Source organism: Vibrio sp., assembly GCF_050299255.1.
GTDB lineage: Bacteria > Pseudomonadota > Gammaproteobacteria > Enterobacterales > Vibrionaceae > Vibrio.
Genome location: NZ_JBNKVP010000045.1, coordinates 1 through 20,945, shown reverse-complemented (window position 1 = coordinate 20,945; position 20,945 = coordinate 1). Strand labels below are relative to the sequence as shown.

General features: G+C 47.1%; 24 protein-coding genes. 5 read left to right on the top strand and 19 right to left on the bottom strand.

All coding sequences use genetic code 11. The features are described from left to right. The first annotated feature begins 23 nt into the window (after positions 1-23). Complete coding sequence (locus tag ACQY6F_RS12570) at positions 24-1,028, top strand: LacI family DNA-binding transcriptional regulator (protein WP_428774816.1); 1,005 nt, start codon at positions 24-26, stop codon at positions 1,026-1,028. 110 nt (positions 1,029-1,138) lie between these two features. On the opposite strand, the gene ACQY6F_RS12565 is transcribed toward ACQY6F_RS12570, so the two are convergent. From ACQY6F_RS12565 to ACQY6F_RS12540, 6 genes are all read right to left on the bottom strand, one after another. After that, a complete protein-coding gene (locus ACQY6F_RS12565; protein ID WP_428774815.1) occupies positions 1,139-4,603 on the bottom strand; it encodes a hypothetical protein in 3,465 nt (1,154 codons plus the stop codon). A gap of 76 nt (positions 4,604-4,679) precedes the next feature. Beyond that, a complete protein-coding gene (locus ACQY6F_RS12560) occupies positions 4,680-5,666 on the bottom strand; it encodes an ABC transporter ATP-binding protein (protein ID WP_428774814.1) in 987 nt (328 codons plus the stop codon). A gap of 12 nt (positions 5,667-5,678) precedes the next feature. Next, positions 5,679-6,632 (bottom strand): ABC transporter ATP-binding protein, encoded by a 954-nt coding sequence (locus tag ACQY6F_RS12555; RefSeq protein WP_428774812.1) that lies wholly within the window; start codon positions 6,630-6,632, stop codon positions 5,679-5,681. Further along, positions 6,629-7,621 (bottom strand): ABC transporter permease, encoded by a 993-nt coding sequence (locus tag ACQY6F_RS12550; protein ID WP_428774811.1) that lies wholly within the window; start codon positions 7,619-7,621, stop codon positions 6,629-6,631. The genes ACQY6F_RS12555 and ACQY6F_RS12550 overlap by 4 nt, the downstream gene beginning before the upstream one ends. Positions 7,622-7,629: 8 nt before the next feature. Next, positions 7,630-8,604 carry an ABC transporter permease gene (locus tag ACQY6F_RS12545; protein ID WP_428774810.1) on the bottom strand — a complete coding sequence of 325 codons (975 nt, stop codon included), beginning with the start codon at positions 8,602-8,604 and terminating at the stop codon, positions 7,630-7,632. 65 nt (positions 8,605-8,669) lie between these two features. Beyond that, the gene (locus tag ACQY6F_RS12540; RefSeq protein ID WP_428774808.1) at positions 8,670-10,304 is read right to left on the bottom strand and encodes an ABC transporter substrate-binding protein; all 1,635 of its coding nucleotides are present in this window, start codon (positions 10,302-10,304) and stop codon (positions 8,670-8,672) included. Between the two features lie 391 nt (positions 10,305-10,695). On the opposite strand from ACQY6F_RS12540, the gene ACQY6F_RS12535 reads away from it, so the two are divergent. After that, positions 10,696-11,490, top strand: coding sequence for an ABC transporter substrate-binding protein (locus ACQY6F_RS12535; protein ID WP_428774806.1), 795 nt, complete (start codon positions 10,696-10,698; stop codon positions 11,488-11,490). Positions 11,491-11,714: 224 nt separating this feature from the next. Continuing rightward, positions 11,715-12,200, top strand: a complete 486-nt coding sequence (locus ACQY6F_RS12530; protein ID WP_428774805.1) for a VOC family protein — start codon at positions 11,715-11,717, stop codon at positions 12,198-12,200. A gap of 110 nt (positions 12,201-12,310) precedes the next feature. Here the strand turns inward: ACQY6F_RS12530 and ACQY6F_RS12525 are convergent, their stop codons facing one another. The 5 genes from ACQY6F_RS12525 to ACQY6F_RS12505 form a co-directional block, all read right to left on the bottom strand. Beyond that, the gene (locus tag ACQY6F_RS12525) at positions 12,311-12,736 is read right to left on the bottom strand and encodes a bifunctional diaminohydroxyphosphoribosylaminopyrimidine deaminase/5-amino-6-(5-phosphoribosylamino)uracil reductase RibD (RefSeq protein ID WP_428774803.1); all 426 of its coding nucleotides are present in this window, start codon (positions 12,734-12,736) and stop codon (positions 12,311-12,313) included. 134 nt (positions 12,737-12,870) lie between these two features. Further along, positions 12,871-13,458 (bottom strand): DUF1294 domain-containing protein, encoded by a 588-nt coding sequence (locus ACQY6F_RS12520; protein ID WP_428774802.1) that lies wholly within the window; start codon positions 13,456-13,458, stop codon positions 12,871-12,873. A 57-nt stretch (positions 13,459-13,515) separates the two neighbouring features. Then, the gene (locus tag ACQY6F_RS12515; RefSeq protein ID WP_428774801.1) at positions 13,516-13,935 is read right to left on the bottom strand and encodes a GFA family protein; all 420 of its coding nucleotides are present in this window, start codon (positions 13,933-13,935) and stop codon (positions 13,516-13,518) included. Between the two features lie 107 nt (positions 13,936-14,042). Further along, on the bottom strand, positions 14,043-14,507 hold the full coding sequence (locus ACQY6F_RS12510) for an ASCH domain-containing protein (RefSeq protein WP_428774800.1): 465 nt from the start codon (positions 14,505-14,507) through the stop codon (positions 14,043-14,045). Positions 14,508-14,637: 130 nt separating this feature from the next. Then, entirely contained in the window at positions 14,638-15,261 is a 624-nt protein-coding gene (locus ACQY6F_RS12505) for a LysE family translocator (RefSeq protein WP_428774799.1), read from the bottom strand. Positions 15,262-15,542: 281 nt separating this feature from the next. Between ACQY6F_RS12505 and ACQY6F_RS12500 the strand changes: the two genes are divergently transcribed. Beyond that, positions 15,543-15,935, top strand: coding sequence for a DUF302 domain-containing protein (locus ACQY6F_RS12500; RefSeq protein WP_428774798.1), 393 nt, complete (start codon positions 15,543-15,545; stop codon positions 15,933-15,935). A 95-nt stretch (positions 15,936-16,030) separates the two neighbouring features. Here ACQY6F_RS12500 and ACQY6F_RS12495 read toward each other — a convergent pair whose 3' ends face one another. Next, the gene (locus tag ACQY6F_RS12495) at positions 16,031-16,522 is read right to left on the bottom strand and encodes a MazG-related protein (protein WP_428774796.1); all 492 of its coding nucleotides are present in this window, start codon (positions 16,520-16,522) and stop codon (positions 16,031-16,033) included. Positions 16,523-16,795: 273 nt separating this feature from the next. On the opposite strand from ACQY6F_RS12495, the gene ACQY6F_RS12490 reads away from it, so the two are divergent. Continuing rightward, positions 16,796-16,996, top strand: coding sequence for a hypothetical protein (locus tag ACQY6F_RS12490; RefSeq protein WP_428774795.1), 201 nt, complete (start codon positions 16,796-16,798; stop codon positions 16,994-16,996). A 67-nt stretch (positions 16,997-17,063) separates the two neighbouring features. On the opposite strand, the gene ACQY6F_RS12485 is transcribed toward ACQY6F_RS12490, so the two are convergent. The 7 genes from ACQY6F_RS12485 to ACQY6F_RS12455 form a co-directional block, all read right to left on the bottom strand. After that, positions 17,064-17,498 (bottom strand): GNAT family N-acetyltransferase, encoded by a 435-nt coding sequence (locus tag ACQY6F_RS12485; RefSeq protein WP_428774793.1) that lies wholly within the window; start codon positions 17,496-17,498, stop codon positions 17,064-17,066. A 94-nt stretch (positions 17,499-17,592) separates the two neighbouring features. Continuing rightward, positions 17,593-17,940, bottom strand: a complete 348-nt coding sequence (locus tag ACQY6F_RS12480; protein WP_428774791.1) for a DOPA 4,5-dioxygenase family protein — start codon at positions 17,938-17,940, stop codon at positions 17,593-17,595. Between the two features lie 164 nt (positions 17,941-18,104). Continuing rightward, positions 18,105-18,371 carry a hypothetical protein gene (locus ACQY6F_RS12475; RefSeq protein ID WP_428774826.1) on the bottom strand — a complete coding sequence of 89 codons (267 nt, stop codon included), beginning with the start codon at positions 18,369-18,371 and terminating at the stop codon, positions 18,105-18,107. A 270-nt stretch (positions 18,372-18,641) separates the two neighbouring features. Continuing rightward, a complete protein-coding gene (locus tag ACQY6F_RS12470) occupies positions 18,642-19,004 on the bottom strand; it encodes an MmcQ/YjbR family DNA-binding protein (RefSeq protein WP_428774790.1) in 363 nt (120 codons plus the stop codon). 138 nt (positions 19,005-19,142) lie between these two features. Then, the gene (locus tag ACQY6F_RS12465) at positions 19,143-19,679 is read right to left on the bottom strand and encodes a nucleotidyltransferase family protein (RefSeq protein ID WP_428774789.1); all 537 of its coding nucleotides are present in this window, start codon (positions 19,677-19,679) and stop codon (positions 19,143-19,145) included. A gap of 143 nt (positions 19,680-19,822) precedes the next feature. Beyond that, entirely contained in the window at positions 19,823-20,032 is a 210-nt protein-coding gene (locus ACQY6F_RS12460; protein ID WP_428774787.1) for a GDCCVxC domain-containing (seleno)protein, read from the bottom strand. 181 nt (positions 20,033-20,213) lie between these two features. Beyond that, the gene (locus ACQY6F_RS12455) at positions 20,214-20,630 is read right to left on the bottom strand and encodes a GFA family protein (RefSeq protein ID WP_428774785.1); all 417 of its coding nucleotides are present in this window, start codon (positions 20,628-20,630) and stop codon (positions 20,214-20,216) included. Positions 20,631-20,945: the final 315 nt, after the last annotated feature.

The following is a 20,945-nucleotide window of genomic DNA, read 5'->3' as shown; positions in this document are numbered from 1 at the left end:
CAATACAAACTTAGGGGGTTCCATTGATAACCATAAAAGAAGTGTCTGAGCTGGCTAAAGTGTCTCAGTCGACTGTATCAAGAGCGCTCAATGGCCACCCGACTGTTAAAGAAGCCAATCGTAAAAAGGTATTTGATGCCATCGAGAAACTTGGCTATCAACCGAATGCATTTGCACAAGCGCTCGCGTCCAGTCGTTCAAACAGTATTGGTATGCTGGTTGGTTCTCTGGATGGTCCATTCTATGGGCCTTTAATGCACAACGCTGAAGATACTGTTCGACAGAATAATATCCACCTTATCGTGACCAGCGGCCAGGAGTCCCACAGCAAAGAGCAGGATTCGATCCGTTTTCTCCGCTCAAAACAGGTGGATGGTTTGATTGTTCATTCCGACACCCTGTCCGATGACGAATTGATTTCGGTCGTCGAACAGCAGCCAGCCACCATAGTGCTTAACCGCTATATCCCGGAAATTTCCGATCACTGCATCTACATCGATAACGAGCTTGGCGGTTACCTGGCGACCAAACACTTGCTGGAACATGGCCATACTAAAGTAGCCTGCATCACCGGCCAGTTGAGTAAGGTCGACAGCCGGGATCGATTGCAAGGCTACCGCAATGCACTGGCCGAATTTGGTATCGCCTACGATGCGAATCTTATCGTGGAAGGTCGCTTTGACCACCAGGGCAATCATGAAACGGCCAGACGATTGCTCGACCGCGATCCGGCGATCAGCGCGATATTCTGTCAGAACGATAATATTGCACTGGCGGTGTATGATGTCGCCGCCGAGCGGGGTTTGGCGATCGGTGACGATCTGTCAGTCGTCGGATTTGATAACGACACCCACAGCCAACACATTCGCCCGCGACTGACGACGGTCAACTTTCCCGTTATAGAGATGGGCCGGGAAGCGGCCAAAGGGGTGCTTGCTCTGGTGAATAAACAAAATTACCCGTTAAAGCATAAACTGACTCCGGAGTTGATCTACCGCGACTCGGTAAAGCCGTACAGCAAGCAGTAAGTTCCGCTTTCATCCTGCTGTGTCCAGACAAACAAAAGGCCCCACCCAAAAGTGAGGCCTTTTCTTTTGCGGCTTGTTCTTTACAGCTTATTTTTTAAAGCATGGAACCGTTATTGATACAGACTCTGTTGCGGTACGGTGACCACAACTTTGTCTATCTCACCACGGCGTTGAAAAATACTCTGGCTCGCCTCTTCGCTCAGTCTTAATTGGTTGAACAGGTGGGTTGTGTCATCTTTCATGATCACCGCTATCTGGCCTTCGGCAGAATCGCTCAACTGATAAATAAACGGCACCTGACAGTAAGTGAATGCCAGTTGCCCAGCTTCAAGACTGTAGCTGCGCTTTTCACCCGCAACCGTCAGGCAATTGAACGTTGCCGCCTCAGTCAGGAACTCTTGCTTACGCAGTAGCGAAGGCTGGATACGAATCGCTTCCGCCTCAACCACAATTCCCAACTCGGCAAAGCGGGTCAGCACTTCTTCTTTCACCTGGCCAGTCATCCCTGGCTGCTGCGCGCCAGCGTGTTTCGGAGTATGAGAATAAGGGTCAGTTGGGAACGCACCGTAGTTTTGCGGTGTTTTGTTAAAACCGATGCCGTCTCTGACTCGATAGTAGTACTGAGCCAGTGCTTGTGTCTCTGCGCTGAGCGGATCGTTCAGGTACGCCGATTGATAATTTTCCTGGACGGCCAACAGCAACTTGGAAACCATGTGCCAGTAAATACAACCCAGCCCTTCGTAACCAAACATAGTGCCAGAGCGGCCTGTGAAGGCTCTGTGGTTAAAGACCTGTTCGTAGAGGGCTTCCAGTTCATCCCAGCTTTCTTGCTCTACATTAGGATACTCGGCCTTCACGCTGGCAATGGCGCCCTTAAGGCCATCGACATTTTCAAACGCCGGATGGAAATGATATTCACCCTGGACATCTCGCTGAATAATGCGCTGGTCTTTATTCGACAGCATCTTACTTATCGCGTTGCTGGCGACAATTTGTTCTGCAGCGATACAGTTTCTGCTGACAAATGGCTTGAGCTCACGATCCGGATACAGCATAAAGCTGCGCTGATCCTCGCGATACATGTCGCTGCTGAACAGGTTGTCCAGCAAGTTAATTGCTTGTTTCGATGTCAACACGCCAGCACTCAGTACCGCCACCTGACCTTCCAACATCGGATAAAGTGTTTCGATTCGGCAAGATTCGCCAGAACAACTTAAGACGTTATACGCGTTGTACAGACCATCTTCGCGCAGGTTATTCTGAATACTTGAATCCAGTACGGATTTACTCACTGTAAGCAGCTTTTCAATCGCCTCTTTATCCGCATTGGTTTTGCCGGAAAAGCCGTTCATCCGGTATACGCGCTGACGGTAATCATCTGCCGATTTTTCCAGTAAAGTTAAAATGGCTTTGCGTGTCTGGCGAGTCACCGTGTTTTGGCGAATCTCTTTTTCCGCCTCCTGCAGGATACGCGTTATTGCCAGCATCCAGTCGAACACTTCCTGCGAAATTGAGATAGTCGACGGCAACTCGCCAATGATACCCAGCAAAAACTCGACATATCGACGCATGTAGTAAAGGGTAACCATCGACAGGCCGTTACCGACAATCGCGTTGTTGGCGTCGTTCCATTCCGGGCGTTGGGTATTCAGCCAGATCCCGCCGTCCAATACCAGGTTGCTCAGCTTGGCCAGCAGCGGAACCAGCACTTTTTCAGTCAGGTTGACCATGTATACCTGATCATCACCTTCCAGAAGTAGCCGGCCATCGCTGCCCAGCCTCTCAACCCGCTCTTCAATGCGTTGCTGCAAAGGCTGGTTGAACGATACCGTGTCTTTCGGGTTTTCGAACAGCTTTTCGACACCGCACAACTCATACGGCACGTTGGCATAACTGAACAAATCACTGCAGAGCAGCTCATTGAGTTCTTCACTTTGATATTTTTTCGCCAGTTCCAGGAATTTGAGCAGATAAATGATCTGGTGGTCTCCCCAGTAACCGATATTGCTCCATGGGTCGTCTGGCTCTAGCAGTTCCCAGTCGATGCCCTCTTTAGTGATTCGGTACGGGTTATAACCATCTGCCGTCGAAGCATTCACAAACTTAGCCATGAATGATGAGATAAAGCCGGGATAACTCAGTGACAATGCCTCCCAGTTCTGGAAGATGTCTCGCCAGTTGCCCTGATATGAGAGCAGACGCTCACCTTGTTCGTCCTTTAGCTTGATTTCATAGTGGTTCCACGGACGGCTAGGATCACCGTGACGGCGGCCAAAAGTCAGCGGCAGATATTCGTAGGCCAGTCGCACCAGTTGTGCATCACCGGTTTGTTTAGCCAGGCTCACCAAATGTGAGTGAGTGAAACTCTCTGGCAGGTCAGCAAAGAAGTACTGCTGGCGCTCCACCACCTTGTGATTGGTAGTGGCCATGGTTTTGAGTACATCTTGTTTGTCCAGCTGGTAGTTATTTTCAATCACACCGCCGCGCATACTGTTAAACAGCACATTGGCATAATGGTGGACAAAAGTATTTTCCTCTGCGGTCACCTGCCAGGCATCGCCGCCAGACATCAGCGCCACCAGCTCCTGCTGATTGGCTGCGATGCTTGCTTCAATCTGCTGCTTAATTTCCTGCGATGAGGCTAACTGACTCTGCAAAGCACGCACGTCACTGTGGCACTTGTCGATATCCGCCACCATTAGCCAGCTATTGCTCTGATTGGCCGCCAGCTTAATGGTTTTATTGATCAGGTAGCTGCCTCGCACGCCACGGGTGAGCGGCTCATCAACGACAAGCTCACCGCGACGGAACGCCCCCATCTGCTCACTGCTGAGCAGTATCTGCTTTGAATCATCGTCAATGCTAAACACACAGGTGGCCAGCAGGGATTCCGCAGGCTCCGCGCGGTCGCTTAATTTGGCGTACATGGTGTACAGCGCCAGAGAAGTTCCTTCGACCTGCTCGTTCCATTTGTAGGCATCAACCAGTGCGCTGCGGGTTTGCAGTGCGGCCAGCGGCGCACCAGATGGCAGAATATTCTGCAGGCCATCCAGAATATCCAGTTCACGAGTCTCACCTGAAATATTGGTGACTTGCGCGTTACGGACAAAACCAAATTCTTCGCTGCTGCTCCAGCTGTACTGAAACTTAAGCTGTAAAGTGTGGTTTATTTCTTCAAAAACGATCTTGTCACCGATACTGTTTTTGTACAGGTTACGTTCGACTTGATACAGGCCATCGTGGAAGCGGTTGAACGGTTCCCACAACACCCAGTTCTGCGCTGACTTAACTCGCAAGATGGTTTTTGAGCCTGTATTTTCGGCACTCTCGTGAATATGATCGACCGATTTATAAGGAAACAGTGCATTTTCCGGACGAATCCGCCCGGCAGACAAACTGCCGGTGGATGAAATAAACAGCCAATGGTCACTGGATGACACCACGCTGATAAAAAATGGCGCCATACTATCTACATTGGCAATTTTGTAGTAACGCTCGCCGAGTAATTCGACAAACTGTCCTTCTACAGCTTGATTCTTCTGATGGTTTTGATACTGCTGATATTCAGATTTCATAATAACAACCCATAAAGAAAGCGCTTTCTTTTTCGCTTTTTTTTAAATCCCTTGTTTTAAATCCTTTCGCTGACCATCACCCTTCCAGGTAATGGCAACGTGCAAAGTGGTTTGGCCCGATTTGGGTCGGCTCCGGCAGCGTCTGTGTACACAGCTCAGTCGCTTTGAGACAGCGTGCCGCAAAAGGACAACCAACACTGCTCGGTTTCCACAGCGGAATTTCACCTTTTTTCGCCATTAACTCACGCTTTCCGGCGTTGCCAACTTCCGGCACCGCGGACAGGAGTAGCTGCGAGTAAGGGTGCTGCGGATTTTGTGTAACGCTGTCGCTGTCACCCCACTCCACCATATGCCCTACATACATCACCGCCGTTTTTTCAGCGAAATAGCGCGCAGTGGCGATGTCGTGAGTGATGTACATAAACGAGATGCCATGCTGATCTTTCAAATCCGTCATCAAGTTAAGGATACCCAGACGCACCGAGACATCGAGCATCGAAATAGGCTCGTCTGCCAGAATCACTTCAGGATCGACGGCGATTGCCCGGGCGATGGCGACCCGCTGGCGTTGGCCGCCACTCAGCTCATGTGGGTATTTCTCCGCCGTTTCTTTGGCTGGTGACAGACCAACCAGCTCTAGCAACTCGTAGACCAGCTTGGGGATGGCCGCTTTGTCTGCTCGATTATGAATTCTCAACGGCCGGGCAATATGATGGTATATCGTATGCACGGGATTGAGTGAGCCAAACGGGTCCTGGAAAATCATCTGTACCTGACGGGCATATTCCAGTTCACCGTTTTGCTCAATAAACTCAGCCAGCGGCTGGCCCTTGAAGGTTATTTCGCCTGCTGTCTTGTCATATATGCGAGTCAGGATTCGCGCGCCGGTGCTTTTTCCGGAGCCAGACTCGCCGACTATAGCCAGCGCCTCACCTTTGCGCAGCTCAAACGAGACGTCATTCACCGCACGCATCAGGTTGCTTCTCACCGACTGGCCCAGCGGGAAGTCCTTGACCATATTTTTAATTGAGAGGATGACCTCAGGTGTATTTACTTGTTCCATAGCTCCCCCTGCTTACACCATATGACACGAAACTAGATTGCCGTTGGCAACCCGATTCAGGTTAGGTTCACGTTGCTTGCACACCTGGGTACAAACCGTGCAACGCTCCTGAAAATTACATCCGGCCGGGATTTGCAACAGATTGACCGGGTTGCCAGGAATGCCATACAAACGTTCTTTTGGCCCGTGTATGGTCGGGAATGAAGAGATCAAGCCCTTAGTGTAAGGGTGCTGCGGCTCACCAAACACTTTCTCAGCGGCACCTAACTCAATCAGATTACCCGCGTACATAACCCCGATTCGGTCCGCAATTTCGCCCATCAAGCTCAAATCATGGCTGATGAAAAGAATTGAAAAACCGAATTTGCTCTTCAGTTCATATAGTTCGTTGAGGATTTCGCGCTCGACCACCACATCCAGCGCCGTAGTCGGCTCATCCATGATGATCAGCTTAGGCTCAAGGGCCAGTGCAATGGCGATCACCACACGCTGGCGCATACCGCCACTCAACTGATGGGGAAAACTGGTCAAACGGTCAGTGTGAATACCGACTACTTTTAGCAGTTCCGCCGCCCGTTCATAAGCCTGCTTTTTATTGATTTTTCGGTGGGCGAGGATAACGTCGGTTAACTGTTCGCCGATGGTAATGACCGGGTTGAGTGAGTTCATCGCGCTTTGAAACACCACCGAGACATCATTCCAACGAAAATCACGCAACTGCTTGTCGTTCATTTTCAGAACGTCTTGGCCTTTGTAGAGAATTTCCCCTTCTGATATCAGCGCCGGTGCTTTGTGCAAACGTGAAATGGCAAACGCCAGGGTACTTTTGCCGCAGCCGGATTCTCCCGCAATCCCAAGGGTTTCGCCCGGCGCGATGCTCAGGCTGACATTATTGACGGCGCGTGCGACCCCGTTAGGCGACACGTAATCTACGCACAAGTTATTGATTTCAAGCAAATTAATCATAGTAGACCTCGGCGCTTGTCCGCTTGTTTTTTCAGTTGATGCCACAGTTTGATATGCGGACCGGTACGAAGTTTAGGGTTACTGACCTGGTCGATTGACATGTTGATCAGGGCCAACGCGCCACCGGTTATTGCCAGGGCGGAAGCTGGGACCAGCATTTCCCACCATGCACCTGTGTAGAGCGAAGACGATGTCTGCGCCCAGTAGAGCATTGAACCCCAGCTCACTTCTGTCGCATCACCAAGGCCAAGAATACCCAGGCCTGCTTCTGCGCCCATGGCATAGATGACGGTGCCGAGGAAACCACCGAATACGATAGAAACCAGGTTTGGCAAAATTTCGACCAGTATGATGCGAATTTTTGACTCGCCCATCACCTCAGCCGAGATAATAAATTCTTTGCTGCGAATCGCCATGGTCTGAGAACGGATCACCCTCGCCCCCCATGGCCAGGAAGTTATCCCGAGCAATACCGTTATTACTAGCGACCCGACCTGACCAAGAAACGCGGCCAGCACAATCAGCAGAGGCAACTGCGGAAACACCAGGAATACGTTGGTCAGGAAGTTTAGGCGCTCATCGATTTTGCCGCCAAAGTAACCGGAAGAAACGCCGATGATCACCGCCAGACTCATCGCGATCACGCCTGCCGAGATAGCCACGCTGAGCGATTTTCTCGCACCGTGTAATACCTGGCTGTAAACATCACGACCACTTCGCGTGGTACCCAGCACATGTTCTGCATTCGGAGCCACGTGCGGGCGTGCCACCCTTTTCTCAGGATTGTGGGAAGCCAGTGCCGGCGCAAATATTGCGCCACAAAGAATAATGGAGAGCAGCAGCCCGCCTATGATGGCCGGGGGATTGCCGTAGAAAAATGCATAGATTTTCCCCAGCGCCTGTTTCGTGTTCTTCCAGGAGAAAACAGACTCGCGCGTCATCATCTCGACTGGAACAGACGAATTATTAGAATCAATTGACTTGTCCATGGTACACCTTAATTGGAAATTCGAGGGTCTAGCCAGACATACAGCAGATCAGCAATGAAGTTAGCGGTCAGTACCGCCGTCACTAAGATCAACAAAATTGCCTGAATCAGCGGATAATCACGGGCGACGATGCCCTTAAGGAGAATGTTACCCAGTCCCTGATAGTTAAAGACCACTTCCGTCATGATCGAACCTGCAAAAGAGAAACCGATCGCCATCGCGATTGCGGTAGCAACGGGTAGGATGGCGTTGCGTCCTGCATAACGAGACATGACACGATAACTGCTGAGCCCTTTTGCTTCGGCCATGGTCACATAGTCTTCGCCCAGTACGTTGATCATGGCGTTGCGCATGTTGAAAACCCAGGTAGCAATCCCGACGACAACCATTGACCCCACAGGCAGTACTGCGTGTTTGGCGACACTACTGATGAACTCAAACGTAAAACCCGGTTCGAGTGAAGGATCATAGGTATACGCGAGCGGCAATAACTCCATTTTCAAACCGAAAAAATAGAACAGCAGCAGTGCGGTCACGACATAAGGAAAGTTGCTGATAAATGCCAGTACGGGTGGAACGACCTGACCAAAAAAACCCTGACGATGATAGGAAGCATAAGTCCCGATACTCACGCCGATGATCAGAGCGACTATCAAGGAACCGAGTGCCAGGAACATGGTCCACGGCAACGCCATCGCTAAAACATCAGACACGTTGACAGGAAACATCAGTACTGAAGGGCCAAGATCGAGCGTAAACACGCTCTTCATGTAAGCCAGGTACTGCTCAAACACATTGCCATCGACAAAACCATACATCTCACGAACTGCATCCATCTGAGCGGGATCCATGCGACCTTGTGCTGCGGCAAACAGTGCATCGACCGGATCACCAGGCATCAAGCGAGGCAACATAAAGTTAAAGGAAATCGCGATCAGGAAGGCAGTAAAATAAAAGCCAAAACGGCGAAGTAAAAACGACATAACACACCTTTACAATCATGGAGCCACAAGGTTGTGGCTCCAATGCTATTTAAACCACTTACAACTTATTTCAGGTGTAGGTTGTTGAGGATAATCACCCGCTTACCACCGTCGTACCTAACTGGCGGAACGTAAGGGTTTTCCTCATTTGGCCAGCCAACAATCTTCTTAGTGCTGTACTGGAACCAGGTTGGGTTGGAGAAAAGTGGAATAAACGGCAGATTCTCGGCGGTATACTCCTGCAGTTCAGACAGAATCGCTTCTTGTTTGGTCGCATCACCGATTTTGCCGAAGCTGTCGATCAGCTTGTCAATTTGTGGTGAGTGTACGCCATGACCTGCGTGCCAGGTTTTACCGATACGCGAAGTCGAGAAGTACTCCTGGTAAGCCAGGATTGGGTTAGTCGCCACCATAGACCAGTTGATTGACATGGTGTACTTGCTCTCTTTCAGATTGGCGTCATACACCGCCCAGTCGACGGTCTTCACATTGGCTTTAATACCGACTTCTTCAAAGTACTCAGTCACCATCTGAACAACCTGAATCCAGTCAGTCCAGCCGTTCACAACTTCGATATCGAATTCAACCGTTGAGCCATCTTTGTTGTCGCGGAAGCCGTCGCCGTTACGGTCGATGATGTCCGCTTGGTCCAGCAATTTTTTCGCATTATCAGCGTTATATTGCGTCAAATAACCGTATTTTTGCCCCACTTTTGGATCGATATAGGTTTTGTACAGCTCACCGATACCGCCGACATTGTAGTTAGGGGTTGGGTAACCGTAAGCGGCGATATCAACGATCGCTTCGCGGTCCAGCGCCATTGACAGCGCCTGACGTACGCGAAGGTCGTCGAATGGTGCTTTTTTGGTATTCACATAGAGGTGAATCGCATCATTAGCCGGATACCAGAAATGGTTGTTGGCTTTATCTTGTGCCACGAAAGTGGATTCAACGTCGGCAATAAAGTTTGAACCCCAGTCAATCTCGCCTTTAATAAGCGCTGGCTGGATCTGTGAGTTATCGTTGTAAGAGCGGAAGTTCACACAATCAAGATAAGGACGCCCTTCCAGATAGTAGTTCGGGTTACGGCACAGTTCCATTTGCTGCGCTTTGATGTATTTTACTTCCGTCATCGGGCCGCTACCGACCGGGTTCGGATTGGTAAATGTGGTTAAATCTTCTACTTTTGACCAGATATGTTTTGGCACAATATGGTAGCGTTCAAGATTCCAGGCAAAGGTTGAATCCGCGTCATTCAATTCGAACACTACGGTCGTGCTGTCTTTGGCTGTCACTGATTTTAGATTTTTGCCCGACCAGATGCCTTTCTGGTCAAATGCTGGTGCATCCTTGGTAAGCACAAAGCTATACACGACATCATCGGCGGTAAGATCCGAACCATCAGACCATTTCAACCCATCGCGTAGCTTCACTGTAAGCGTCTTCAGGTCATCCGAATACTGGAACGACTTTGCCAGACGGTAATCCGTTTCCCCTGTCATGTTATTGAAAACCAATAATGGTTCAAACATCACACCATGCAACAGGTCCTTGGTGGTATATGGGTTGAAGTTTTCGACAAACCCTGTGTTGATAATTGGTACAGTGAGTGTGCCACCATGTTTAATCTCTTGGCTAGCATTGGCAGACACTGCTAAAAAACTAGAAGCTAAGACAGCTAATAGGGTCTTCTTTTGCATCACTTTGTCCTTTGTTGATATTCATTCCCGAAAAAGAAAGCGCTTTCTTTTTGCGATTGTGGCATTTCTTATTAATTGTTCAAATAATTTCTATCTAAAACAAATCCATGATCACACAAAAACGCTTGGAATTTCCGCCACCAGCGACCATTCAGGTCATAACACTTCAAATATATCCTTTAATTACAACAATTTAAAATAAAATGATATTTCCACTCTCGCTACAGTATCCTATTCAACACCATTTTTGTGCCACATAAATCAAGCCATTTCCGTTCAACAGGCCACAAAAAATCGCATCAGTTAACAGGCTTTAAGGAAAGCGCTTTCTTTAAAATCAGTTCCATGGAATCATGCTGTAAACAGTGAGACATAGTGGAGATTCAGTCCAATGCATTTCTGGAACGGCAACAAATCAGAGATAAGACAAGCGCACGAAATGGCGGTGATCAGAGCTATTCGCGATGTTGCCCTCAACGGCCAGGCTATCATCGAGGACAAGCAGAACTTCCCTGGTGCCAAAGAAGAAGGTGAGATTTTTCAGCGTGGATTTGACCTGACGACGACTGTAGCAGGTAATCCAAAGTTTAAACCAGGCGGCTATTTGGAAGTGGCGTCTCCGTTGTGTGGCGGCATATTGGGCTGCCGGGTACTCGTCGTCAGACAAGAAGATCTCACTCTTTTTACCGAGGTGAGTTCAGAGCAGTTAAAAAAATGTGTTGCGGGTATTCCTGATACTTGGGCAGATGCCAAGATCATGGCCAGCAACGGCTACCGGTTAATTGAACATGGCACACTTGAAGACATCTTCTCTTTGCTTCAGGAGAAACAGTGTGACTACATTCCGTTGGGCATAAACGAGGTGGAAGCATTGTTTAACCAGCATGCTCACATCGCTACAGGTTTAGCCATTGAACCAACACTGATGCTCTACTATCCCCTGCCGATTGTCATCTATGTGAATCCAGACTATACCGAACTGCACAAACTTCTGTGTGACGGAGTAAAAGCGTTACAGGACTCGGGACAGCTTCAGGCATTCTACCAACAATACTATGCAGACTCAGTGCAATGTATGCAGCCGCAAAACCGGCGCCTGATTTATTTAAAAAACCCCTCCTTAACTGCGAACTGGGCTAGTTTAACGCCATTTAACACTGTGACTCAGCTGAACCAGCCAAAATAGCGCCCCCTTTGTGTTGGTCAATGCTTCGACAATATTACCAATACAAATCAATTAGTTAATCTGTGTTATAGCGATTATTGATTGCAAAGTCAGGCTGGCCCTGAGATCAATACGTAATTACAAAACGTTATTGCAATGATAAATATTGATAATTTCCTGTAATCTTTATGGCTACTTATACTCACTGCATAAGACAGAGCCATTATTTGAAATTGGAGCAAATTATGAAAATGAGTCATGTGGGTATCATGGTAGGAGACATGGACAAAGCGGTAGAGTTTTACACTAAAGCGCTTGGTCTAAAAATCGTGATGGACAACACTAAAGTGGTTGAAGAGCGCGAAACTGCAATTGGCAAAATGTGTATTGCCGTGTTTGGCGAAGGTTTTAAAGGTTTCAACATTGCCCACCTAGTCACTACGGACGGCATTGGGGTTGAATTGTTTGAGATGAAAGAGCGTGCCGAGCGTCATGTGGTTGATTTCTCTCGCCTGGGTATCTTCCACTTCTGCTTGCAAACAGACGATTTTGAATCTGCTATCAAACGCACTGAAGAGTTTGGCGGTAAAGTACGCATGGACATCATGCGCTATCACCCAGAAGATGACAACAAACCAGCGAAAATGGTCTATCTGGAAGACCCGTTCGGCAACCTTTTCGAACTTTATTCACACACTTACGAAGAAACTTACGCATCTGACTACGAGTAATGACAACCGTCTTTTGCTATTAATGTAAACCAAATCGGGCTGAGTTCTTGTCAGCCCGATTTGATTGCCGGCAGTTAAAACATCTACTGGCGTTCAGCGACTGCCGCTGGTTATGACTTACCTAGATAAGGCGCTAAAAAGGCGCTGACCTGGTCGCGACACAAACCCACTTCCACTTCAATACCCGCTTGCTTGAGTATCTCGAGACCTTTACCACTATTCCGTGGGTCAGGATCGAGAATGGCCACCACAACATGTTTAATTCCGGACCGCACCAAAGTGCTGGCACAGGCAGGTGTTCTGCCGACAAAAGCACAAGGTTCTAACGTTACATATGCGGTGACGTCATCCATGCTCCCGGTGTAAGCATTGAGCGCCTGCACTTCGGCATGGTTACCACCGATGGCTTGAGTAAATCCTTCAGCAACCACCGTACCCTTCTTGACTAACACGCAACCTACTGGCGGGTTTGGCTGACAATCCGGCAATGCATGCTTAGAAATTTGCAGCGCTAATAACATATGTTGTTCAGACATGAATAAACACGTTCTCCTGGGGCATACCATGCCCTGTCAACTGACAATCCACTCTATCGCAAACCACAGAGCGTCTCTGATGCATCGCGGCCAACCACCAGCTTCACGCAAGCAATACGTACACTATCTCACTATCATGCAATACTGCTTAAAATATACTGGACTAAATCACGCCCCGGAATGGTAAACGTCCAGCCAAACAAGCCCAGGTTGATCAATACAGTAAGCCAGAGAATCAACTTAAATGGCTGTTTTCTGGATTTGTGGCGTAATCGGTTCTGGGCAAGCAGGGCTCCCGGCCAGCCACCTATCAGCGACAGCATATGCAGGGTTTTCTCTGAAGTGCGCCGACTGCCACTTTTCGCCGCCTGCTTGTCCCATGCATACATCAGATAGGTAAACACACTCAGAATTAAATACAAAGCAGCAAGCAACCATGCTCCTTTGAATAGCACGGAAATCAGACAGACAAAGACTAAAAACGTTAAGCCAAATAAAACGGTTACCGGTAATCGGTTAACGCCATCAAAACGCACATCAGTTGCGCTGTAACGTCCTTTGTTATCTCGACTGACTGCAAAGGTAACTTTATCGTTTAATTTAGGTCGGGTAGCAGTATGTTTGAATGATGATATATGAACGAACGCTTTCAGCTCCCCACCTGAAGCAGAGATAAATCCATATCCTTTTGCGTCATTCCACTGCACAATCTGGCCTTTCATCTCACTCCCTTACCACGGCTTGCTTTATGCCAAGCGTTGGCAGTCGCTATTTTGAGTTTAATTATTATCCTGACCAGGCAGTTTTTCATAATCAGGCACATTGGCCAAATCTTTTGCCCAGTGAGCGCAACTCCCCATAAAAATTTTTGCTGTAGGAGCAATGGCAACAGGGCTATCCAGACTACCGGCAGGAACAACCACACACTTAATAGCGTCCGCAATCGTGGGTAGCGCCGAGCCACAGCATTGGCAGAAGCTTTTAGCGTGCAAACTGTTGGGCAACTGAAACGTATTAACCTGACTTTCGCCTTGGGTCCAGATTAATGTAGCGTCCTGCGCAAACAGATTCGCTGCGTGCGCTGAACCGGTGTCCTTCTGACATCGAGCACAGTGACATAAGAAGAATGACTGGAACTCACCTGAAAGCTGGTACTGTACACGGCCACAAAGACAGGACCCTTTATGCTGGTTTGCCACGAACGCCTCCTTGGTTGATTACACTAAATGAAGCTCACCCTAATGCAGGAAAGGCGTAATGGCCTTAACGAAACGAAATTAAGCCACTCCCGACACTTAGTTTATGGTCAGCGGTAGACCACTTCAAAATGCTCCAGCACTAACAGCATCTCTTCGCTTGGCTCTATGCCCAATTCTTCACATTCGCGTGAGAAAAACTGCCAGTGCGCCTCACGCCACCAGGCTAGGGTTTTGTCTCCTTCACCTTCAGCAGATGCAAATTCCGCTGTCACCTGACTGTAAGGGCATTTGGATACTGATGTGATTTCTATAATGCAAATCGGCTCGCCATCCCAATTGGTGACCACTTGCAGATGCCCTACACACGGCATGGGCTCACCCTCATGGCTGTACCAATAATCCATACTACACGATGCGCGCTTCTCGCCGCGCAGAATCAAATCTGCACACACATTGGCATTGTATTCATCAGCACAAAAATAGTCCGAGCTAAAAGATTGGTAATTTTTAGCGACTTCGCCAGGCAAAGAGTCCAAAAATTGATCCAAAAACAGTTTGCTTCTTTGTTCCATAATGTCCTGTACTCACACAAATACGCATCCCGTTTTAGGGATTAATCACGTTACCACTATAGCTTAAACCAAAGGCCGTAACCCCTACCCTATCACTTGAACAGAGAATACCGAAGGTAAAGTGTCTAGGTTAAATACCCCGTTCTGAGACTTGTTGTACAATTTCGCCCAGCACCGGAAATACAGACAGCACCAACAATCCAGACATAGTCACATTGAACCATTTCCGACGGCTTGAGCTGCTGAGGATGTTTTTTAACATCGACCCAAACGCGAGCCACACCCCCACACAAGGAAACGACACAACAAAAAAGGTGGCTGCAATCATGATGTTTTGGCTGAAAAAGCTTGTTCCCGCCGAAGTAAAAGCCGCGATTGCCCCTGTTGCCACCACCCAGGCCTTGGCGTTTACCCACTGGAATAACGCACCTTTCATAAATGAAAAAGGTTTACTCTGTATATTTGAGCTTGCCATACCGGCCGAACTGGCGATCAGATAAGCAAGGTATAACAGATACAAAACCCCGACACATTTAATAATAAAGTGTAAACCTGGGAACAGTTCGAAAAGCTGCGAAAACCCTAGCCCAACAAGCAGCAACATGGCTGTAAAACCAACGCAGATGCCCGTTAGTAGCGGCAAACTTTTTCTAATCCCAAAGTTCACCCCTGATGTCATGACCATGATGTTATTCGGCCCGGGTGTCACTGACGATGAGATTGCAAATAAAACGACAGCAAACAGGTAGTCCATCTAGCCATCCTTACTTATGATTTCCTTGTAAAGCACATATGGGGGCGCTTGAGAATTAGTCAAGACTTGATGACTCGTCTTCCGCTGGCTAATCAACACTGCCCAGTACCCAAACCTGAGCCTGGCAGCTGGATATACCCTTGATTACTCAAACCAAACATGCCAAATGTGGAGAGACAATATTAAACACATTATGAGGCTTAGGTTGTTATTTTTCTTACCGTGCTCACTGTTACTATACTACCCTGTTAGTAGTTTAATGCGCACTAGGGGGACAGGATATGTACGGATTTTCAACTAAGTTTGACGGAACCTACGACGAGGCAATAAGCCGCGTGACGGAAGAACTGGCAAAAGAAGGTTTTGGCATTCTTACAGAGATAGACGTCAAGGCCACGCTTAAGAAGAAACTGGATGTTGATAAACGACCTTACGTCATACTAGGTGCCTGTAACCCTCAGTTAGCTAACCAAGCGATAACCGCTGAACCCGATATCGGATTACTGCTGCCATGTAACGTTGTGGTCCGGGAGGAAGAAGACAGTTCAATAACGGTCGCCTTTATGGACCCTCAGGCGGTACTTGAACTGGTAAAACAGCCTGGTATTGAACAGCTCGCCACTGAGGTCAAAGCTAAACTAGAACGAGTTCGGGATGCACTCTTAGGGGCATAACGATCAAACGCGGTCAATACCTTGTTGCTAGCTTTCGCCTTCGGCTAGCGTATCGGTCGCGTAACAACTCAATCGATGTTGTCTCACTCGTGTTCTTATTTTTCCCTTGTGTTTTGGCGGCTTTGGGTTAAGTCCTCAAGATCGATTAAGTCGACTTCCCTGCCGAGCAGGCGCTTATACTCAACCAGTTTGTTTACCGGGATGACCGGCACTTCAATACCTTGGTAACTTTTTTTCACTGATTTAGAAAAGTCTGTTTGTAACGCATACCACTGACCATCTTGCGATGATCTAATCTTTGTTCCTGGATACAAGCCAATTTCGATTTTCTGGTTGTGGTATATCAATTGAAAATACTCCAGGTCCCAACAGCCCTCGACATAGTGGCTTAAAGGCTTTGAGATATATGGCGTGACTAGCGACAAGATTTTTCCGGCATCTGAAGAGTGAATGTACAGGTCAATGTCTGCTACATCCCGGCTGCCACCATGAATTGTCGCGGCCAATCCACCGACAATCTGATACTGAACTTGCTGAGCGTCCAGAATCCCCTTTAGCCATTGCAACGCTAGTTTTACTTTTGTCATTTTTTATCCTGTTACATTTCAACGCATTAAAGATGTGAGGCTAGTAACAACAAAACCTCTGCTTGCCATCTTTAATCCAAGCATTCACGCATCGCAAAAACATCGGTGTACCACCCCCCGACACTTTGTTATCTACTTAGTCTTGCTAAATTGCCTGACAAGTAACAAATATGAAAGTTTTAATAAATTTAAAATCAAGCCTTGATCACATTTATACCCTATACTAGTGTTACTTACATACGAATGTGTAATTTTATTACAAAAGGAAAAGCTATGTTAACTACGATCAAAAATCTATTTGTGCCGAGTAAAGACTACGCAGGTCGTGATATCGACCTTGTCATTGAGCGTTTGGCAGCACAAACAGGAACTAGCACCTATGTCTGGTCTTATCTTCATGACCTAGGTGTGTATGAGAATACCTCAAATGGAATGAAGATTTACCCACACGAGCTTGCCAAATATGCAGCTTGATTTATTCACGCCCTCAACGCCAGGCCCGGAGCAGAGCGTAATTGTGATGGGCCATACTCTTTACGCGTTAAGCGTTGCTATTACTGGAGCTGTTGTATGAATACATACGAACTTCATCGCGTGGGAACCAACCTAAACTCTCATAAAAACTTTGAGCATTAACATTGTCGTTGTATACGAAAAGGTGTGTTTTAGGGATACCCATTTCCGCCAGTGCGCATATCGATTTTGCAACCAGTTGACGCCCCAATTTTTGCCCTCGAAACTCTGTAGAGACGGCCAAGTGCTGTAGATAACCTCGTCGACCATCCGTACCGACCAATACCGCGCCAATGACTTCGGCGTTTTTGACCGCGGCAAAACTCAGTCCAGGATTCAGATCTAAATATCTTTTGATGCTCTCCCTTGAGTCAGCATCACGAATACTCATCCCTTCCGTTTTGCACCAAAGACTGATAACCGACTCATAATCGGAAATGTCCATTTCTCGAATTGTTATCACTAATTTCTCCCTGAATATGAAGCTTTGTCAAACTGTGATGAACACCAACCACCAAGCGCTGAGAAATCCTTTTAAGGCCTTATTAACACGCGCCTCAAAAACCACGCAGATCCAATTTCACCGCATCACCCAGCCAATAAGCATATGTGGTGTGGTCAGCAAGATCATCACCCGTGTCTGCGTGAACTAGGACGCTCAAATCACCTCTATTTTGATCTAACCAGGGAATGAAACTATCAAAATCTGAATGGGTGAACAAAATTTGGCAGCTCCACATGGTATGAGGACCAACTGGTTTTTGATGCAACCTACCGAGATGGAGGGAAAATTGTTTTTCTATTTGCTGACAAAGATTCGAAGCAAATTCCAGCGTACTAGCATCGAAATAGATATGAGCATGATATGCCTTATGCACATTGACTGGTCTTTTCGGGCTATTCATCTGGTTTATTCCTCACTTTAGCCTTAAACAGTGGCCTAACGCTGTATTACCTCTACCATCCGAACTAGGCTATTGTGCCGCAATCACTAAAACCGGTTCAAACCCTAAATGCCAAACATTGAAAAGCACCCTTAAACACTTAGTTATGTTGCAGTATTCAGGTTTTAGGCAAAAATACAGAACGCCAGAGGCAACAAACTGGCCAATAATAACCTCTGGCCTAAACCAGTCCCTTCTAGCTTCGTGACCTTGGTGGTTTTTGCAGATGCATTGTCAATTAAGCTACTGGCAGCGACACCAGCCACATTGCTGGGGTCACTGTAACCCACTTTATGACCAGAGAAAGAGAAAATAGCCCCCAGACTCAGCAACAATAACATTGCATAAAATGCGTAATCACTGGCAAATTGGATATGTAAATAACCAGTCATTGATTCAAACGCATAGACAGCAAATAGTGACGATACATTTGCTGTTACAACAAATACAAACAATTTTCTCATTCATTTGCTCCAATACTTAAATGCCAATTTACACCTCGTTCAGCTAACACTACCAGCTGGCCTAAGAACTTGTCCGGTAATCAAGAAGCTCTGTCTCGGCTGAAAATGCCAGGTGCGAGCCACAACCTAAACAACTTGTTTTGCGCCAGGTCGAGTGTTGAGTGCAATAGCCCTGAGCTTGCAGTTGGTTCTGCGTCGTTAAGGATTAATACCCAGCTCTTTTTGTTTACGCTTGCTTAAACCAAGAGCCACAATACGATAAGATTCTGATAAATAATACTTTAATTCTTCGTCCAATGAACCTGAAGTTGCAACTTGTTGAATCCACTTCATCCCACGGCTGGCAAAATACGGAGCAGGAATATAACCATCTGAGTCACGCAAGAATTCAAAGTTTAAATCAGACGTTTTGAAGGTAAATGCAGGCTCACCACTTTTGCTGCGAGTGCCTATCGCAAATACCTTACCACCCACTTTCCAAACATCAGAATTGCCCCACTGAACCACATGAGTGGTTGCTGGTAAAGCATTACAAAATTGATTGAAGCCGTAGTGATCCATGTTTAATTTCCTGAGATTCAAAACCCAATATTCAGGGGAGGTAAAGCGTACCACCTGACCTAACCTATTGTGCCGTAAACGCTAGAGCTGATTCAAACTAAAAGCGTCTAATGTTGTAGCTCAACATTAATCAGTTTGTTATGAAACGACGGTCAATTCGGGCCACTTTAACAGCCATTGCTTTGATTTTATCCGGTGTTCAAACACATCACGACGTCTTTTAGGATTATGAGTAACCTGTAAATTAAACAATGAGTCGAACCCAAATGCCGAAATACACTCATACTCATTCATACTGACCTGTCGAATAGCGACTGCTGTCTCTCTTTCTGGCCAGTAACTCATAGCATCCAAACAACTTCTGTAAGGTAAATCGCCATTTCGTTCGTGCATGAATGCTTGATTGCGAACTTGCCAGTTTAAAGCCGGCATTAAAGCCATCAGTTTAGCCTCATATGTCAGATGTACATCGGCATGGCGCTCATCTGGATCGAAGTAAATAACATCCACATCATTGAGCGGGGTTGATTTCTGCACATGATGCAATGAATCCCAGACCAAATTTCGGACGAAACCAGCCGCCACATAACACTGAGGTAAACCTAATTGAAATACATACTTCAGAGCCGCTACTCTGACGGGATCTTGCCTTATTAATTCGACGATCTTGTCCATTTTCGTTCTGTGCTATAACGCTGTTCAGCAAAGTTTACCCACCGTACTGTGCCCTAACCAGAGCTCAAAAAACCGCTCATTGGGTATCACTCAAACGCTTTGTTCTGTGGAGTTGTTAACTAGCAAAACCTAGTTTTTCCCCATCACTCGCAACACTTGCCTTGAATCTGTTTTGGCGGACATGGGACGCTGCCATAGGAACAAAATACGCAACAGTCACCTGGTAGCGGTTTTAGTAATTCTCCACATCCACGACACTCGTAAAAATACAAGCATGAATCAGTTGGCATGCTTTCCCGACTTTTATACCCACATTTAGGACAAACCAATTCTGATTCAATCTCAACTTCCATAACTTGCACCCTCGTGTTCAGCCTTATGTAAGCTTAGCTCTTCCGTGCAAAGTGGCACCGCATTGAGCCATGAGCAGCGCTACCCACTGCCCTAAGCCATTGCACCGTGCCATCAAAGCTGAATCAAACCTCAAATACCAAGTGTTGGTAGTCCAGGCTGGGCGGCTTGTTATATGGTTAGTTACACCTTATCAGCAAAGTAAGCCATTATTTCTTCGGTAGTCATTTCCTTTGTTTGATTGGCAAAGCAGTAGTATCCAGGACGCATATCACTAAAATACTGCATATCCATTTCTAGCCCTTCTAAGTTTGGAAATAAGCCTACCGGCATGTTGTATTCACCGGTTTCTTTGAACTTATAGAACAGGTGAGTTCCACACTCAGTGCAAAAGCCACGAGAAGCCCAGGTGGATGACTGGTACATTTTCACTTTATCATCACCTTCGATGTTCACTTGCGTACCACATTTCACCGCAAAGAATGGTGCCCCGCCCCAAGTTCTGCAAGAATGGCAGTGACATACCGTAAACTTAGGATTTATATTTTCAGCAGTGATTTTTACTGCTCCGCAAAGGCAGCTAGCCTCAGAATAAGACATTGAGATATCTCCTAATTTGATGAAACATATAACGCCACATTAAGGTTTGAGCAATACGCCCACCCTGCCTAATCTATTACGCTGTAAATACCTAAGCCGACTGAATCTAAAAATGCCAAGCGTTGAGAATCCCTCTTAAACGCTTTGTTAGTTGTGTACTACCTTTAGTGGCAAGTTTTTAAATAACAACATCGCCCCCAAACCTCCCCATACAAAAGAGAGTAAAGGGAAAGAGCTAAATATTGGTAAATGCTCTCCAAATAACAGAGGAATAAGGACTAAGAATGTAGCAGGTATAACTTTTACGTTGTCAGT

Coding starts and splice junctions, on each gene's coding strand:
- ACQY6F_RS12565 (WP_428774815.1), bottom strand. CDS start 4,603: ATGAAATCTGAATATCAGCAGTATCAAAACCATCAGAAGAATCAAGCT.
- ACQY6F_RS12560 (WP_428774814.1), bottom strand. CDS start 5,666: ATGGAACAAGTAAATACACCTGAGGTCATCCTCTCAATTAAAAATATG.
- ACQY6F_RS12555 (WP_428774812.1), bottom strand. CDS start 6,632: ATGATTAATTTGCTTGAAATCAATAACTTGTGCGTAGATTACGTGTCG.
- ACQY6F_RS12550 (WP_428774811.1), bottom strand. CDS start 7,621: ATGGACAAGTCAATTGATTCTAATAATTCGTCTGTTCCAGTCGAGATG.
- ACQY6F_RS12545 (WP_428774810.1), bottom strand. CDS start 8,604: ATGTCGTTTTTACTTCGCCGTTTTGGCTTTTATTTTACTGCCTTCCTG.
- ACQY6F_RS12540 (WP_428774808.1), bottom strand. CDS start 10,304: ATGCAAAAGAAGACCCTATTAGCTGTCTTAGCTTCTAGTTTTTTAGCA.
- ACQY6F_RS12535 (WP_428774806.1), top strand. CDS start 10,696: ATGCATTTCTGGAACGGCAACAAATCAGAGATAAGACAAGCGCACGAA.
- ACQY6F_RS12530 (WP_428774805.1), top strand. CDS start 11,715: ATGAAAATGAGTCATGTGGGTATCATGGTAGGAGACATGGACAAAGCG.
- ACQY6F_RS12525 (WP_428774803.1), bottom strand. CDS start 12,736: ATGTCTGAACAACATATGTTATTAGCGCTGCAAATTTCTAAGCATGCA.
- ACQY6F_RS12520 (WP_428774802.1), bottom strand. CDS start 13,458: ATGAAAGGCCAGATTGTGCAGTGGAATGACGCAAAAGGATATGGATTT.
- ACQY6F_RS12510 (WP_428774800.1), bottom strand. CDS start 14,507: ATGGAACAAAGAAGCAAACTGTTTTTGGATCAATTTTTGGACTCTTTG.
- ACQY6F_RS12505 (WP_428774799.1), bottom strand. CDS start 15,261: ATGGACTACCTGTTTGCTGTCGTTTTATTTGCAATCTCATCGTCAGTG.
- ACQY6F_RS12500 (WP_428774798.1), top strand. CDS start 15,543: ATGTACGGATTTTCAACTAAGTTTGACGGAACCTACGACGAGGCAATA.
- ACQY6F_RS12495 (WP_428774796.1), bottom strand. CDS start 16,522: ATGACAAAAGTAAAACTAGCGTTGCAATGGCTAAAGGGGATTCTGGAC.
- ACQY6F_RS12490 (WP_428774795.1), top strand. CDS start 16,796: ATGTTAACTACGATCAAAAATCTATTTGTGCCGAGTAAAGACTACGCA.
- ACQY6F_RS12480 (WP_428774791.1), bottom strand. CDS start 17,940: ATGAATAGCCCGAAAAGACCAGTCAATGTGCATAAGGCATATCATGCT.
- ACQY6F_RS12475 (WP_428774826.1), bottom strand. CDS start 18,371: ATGACTGGTTATTTACATATCCAATTTGCCAGTGATTACGCATTTTAT.
- ACQY6F_RS12470 (WP_428774790.1), bottom strand. CDS start 19,004: ATGGATCACTACGGCTTCAATCAATTTTGTAATGCTTTACCAGCAACC.
- ACQY6F_RS12465 (WP_428774789.1), bottom strand. CDS start 19,679: ATGGACAAGATCGTCGAATTAATAAGGCAAGATCCCGTCAGAGTAGCG.
- ACQY6F_RS12460 (WP_428774787.1), bottom strand. CDS start 20,032: ATGGAAGTTGAGATTGAATCAGAATTGGTTTGTCCTAAATGTGGGTAT.
- ACQY6F_RS12455 (WP_428774785.1), bottom strand. CDS start 20,630: ATGTCTTATTCTGAGGCTAGCTGCCTTTGCGGAGCAGTAAAAATCACT.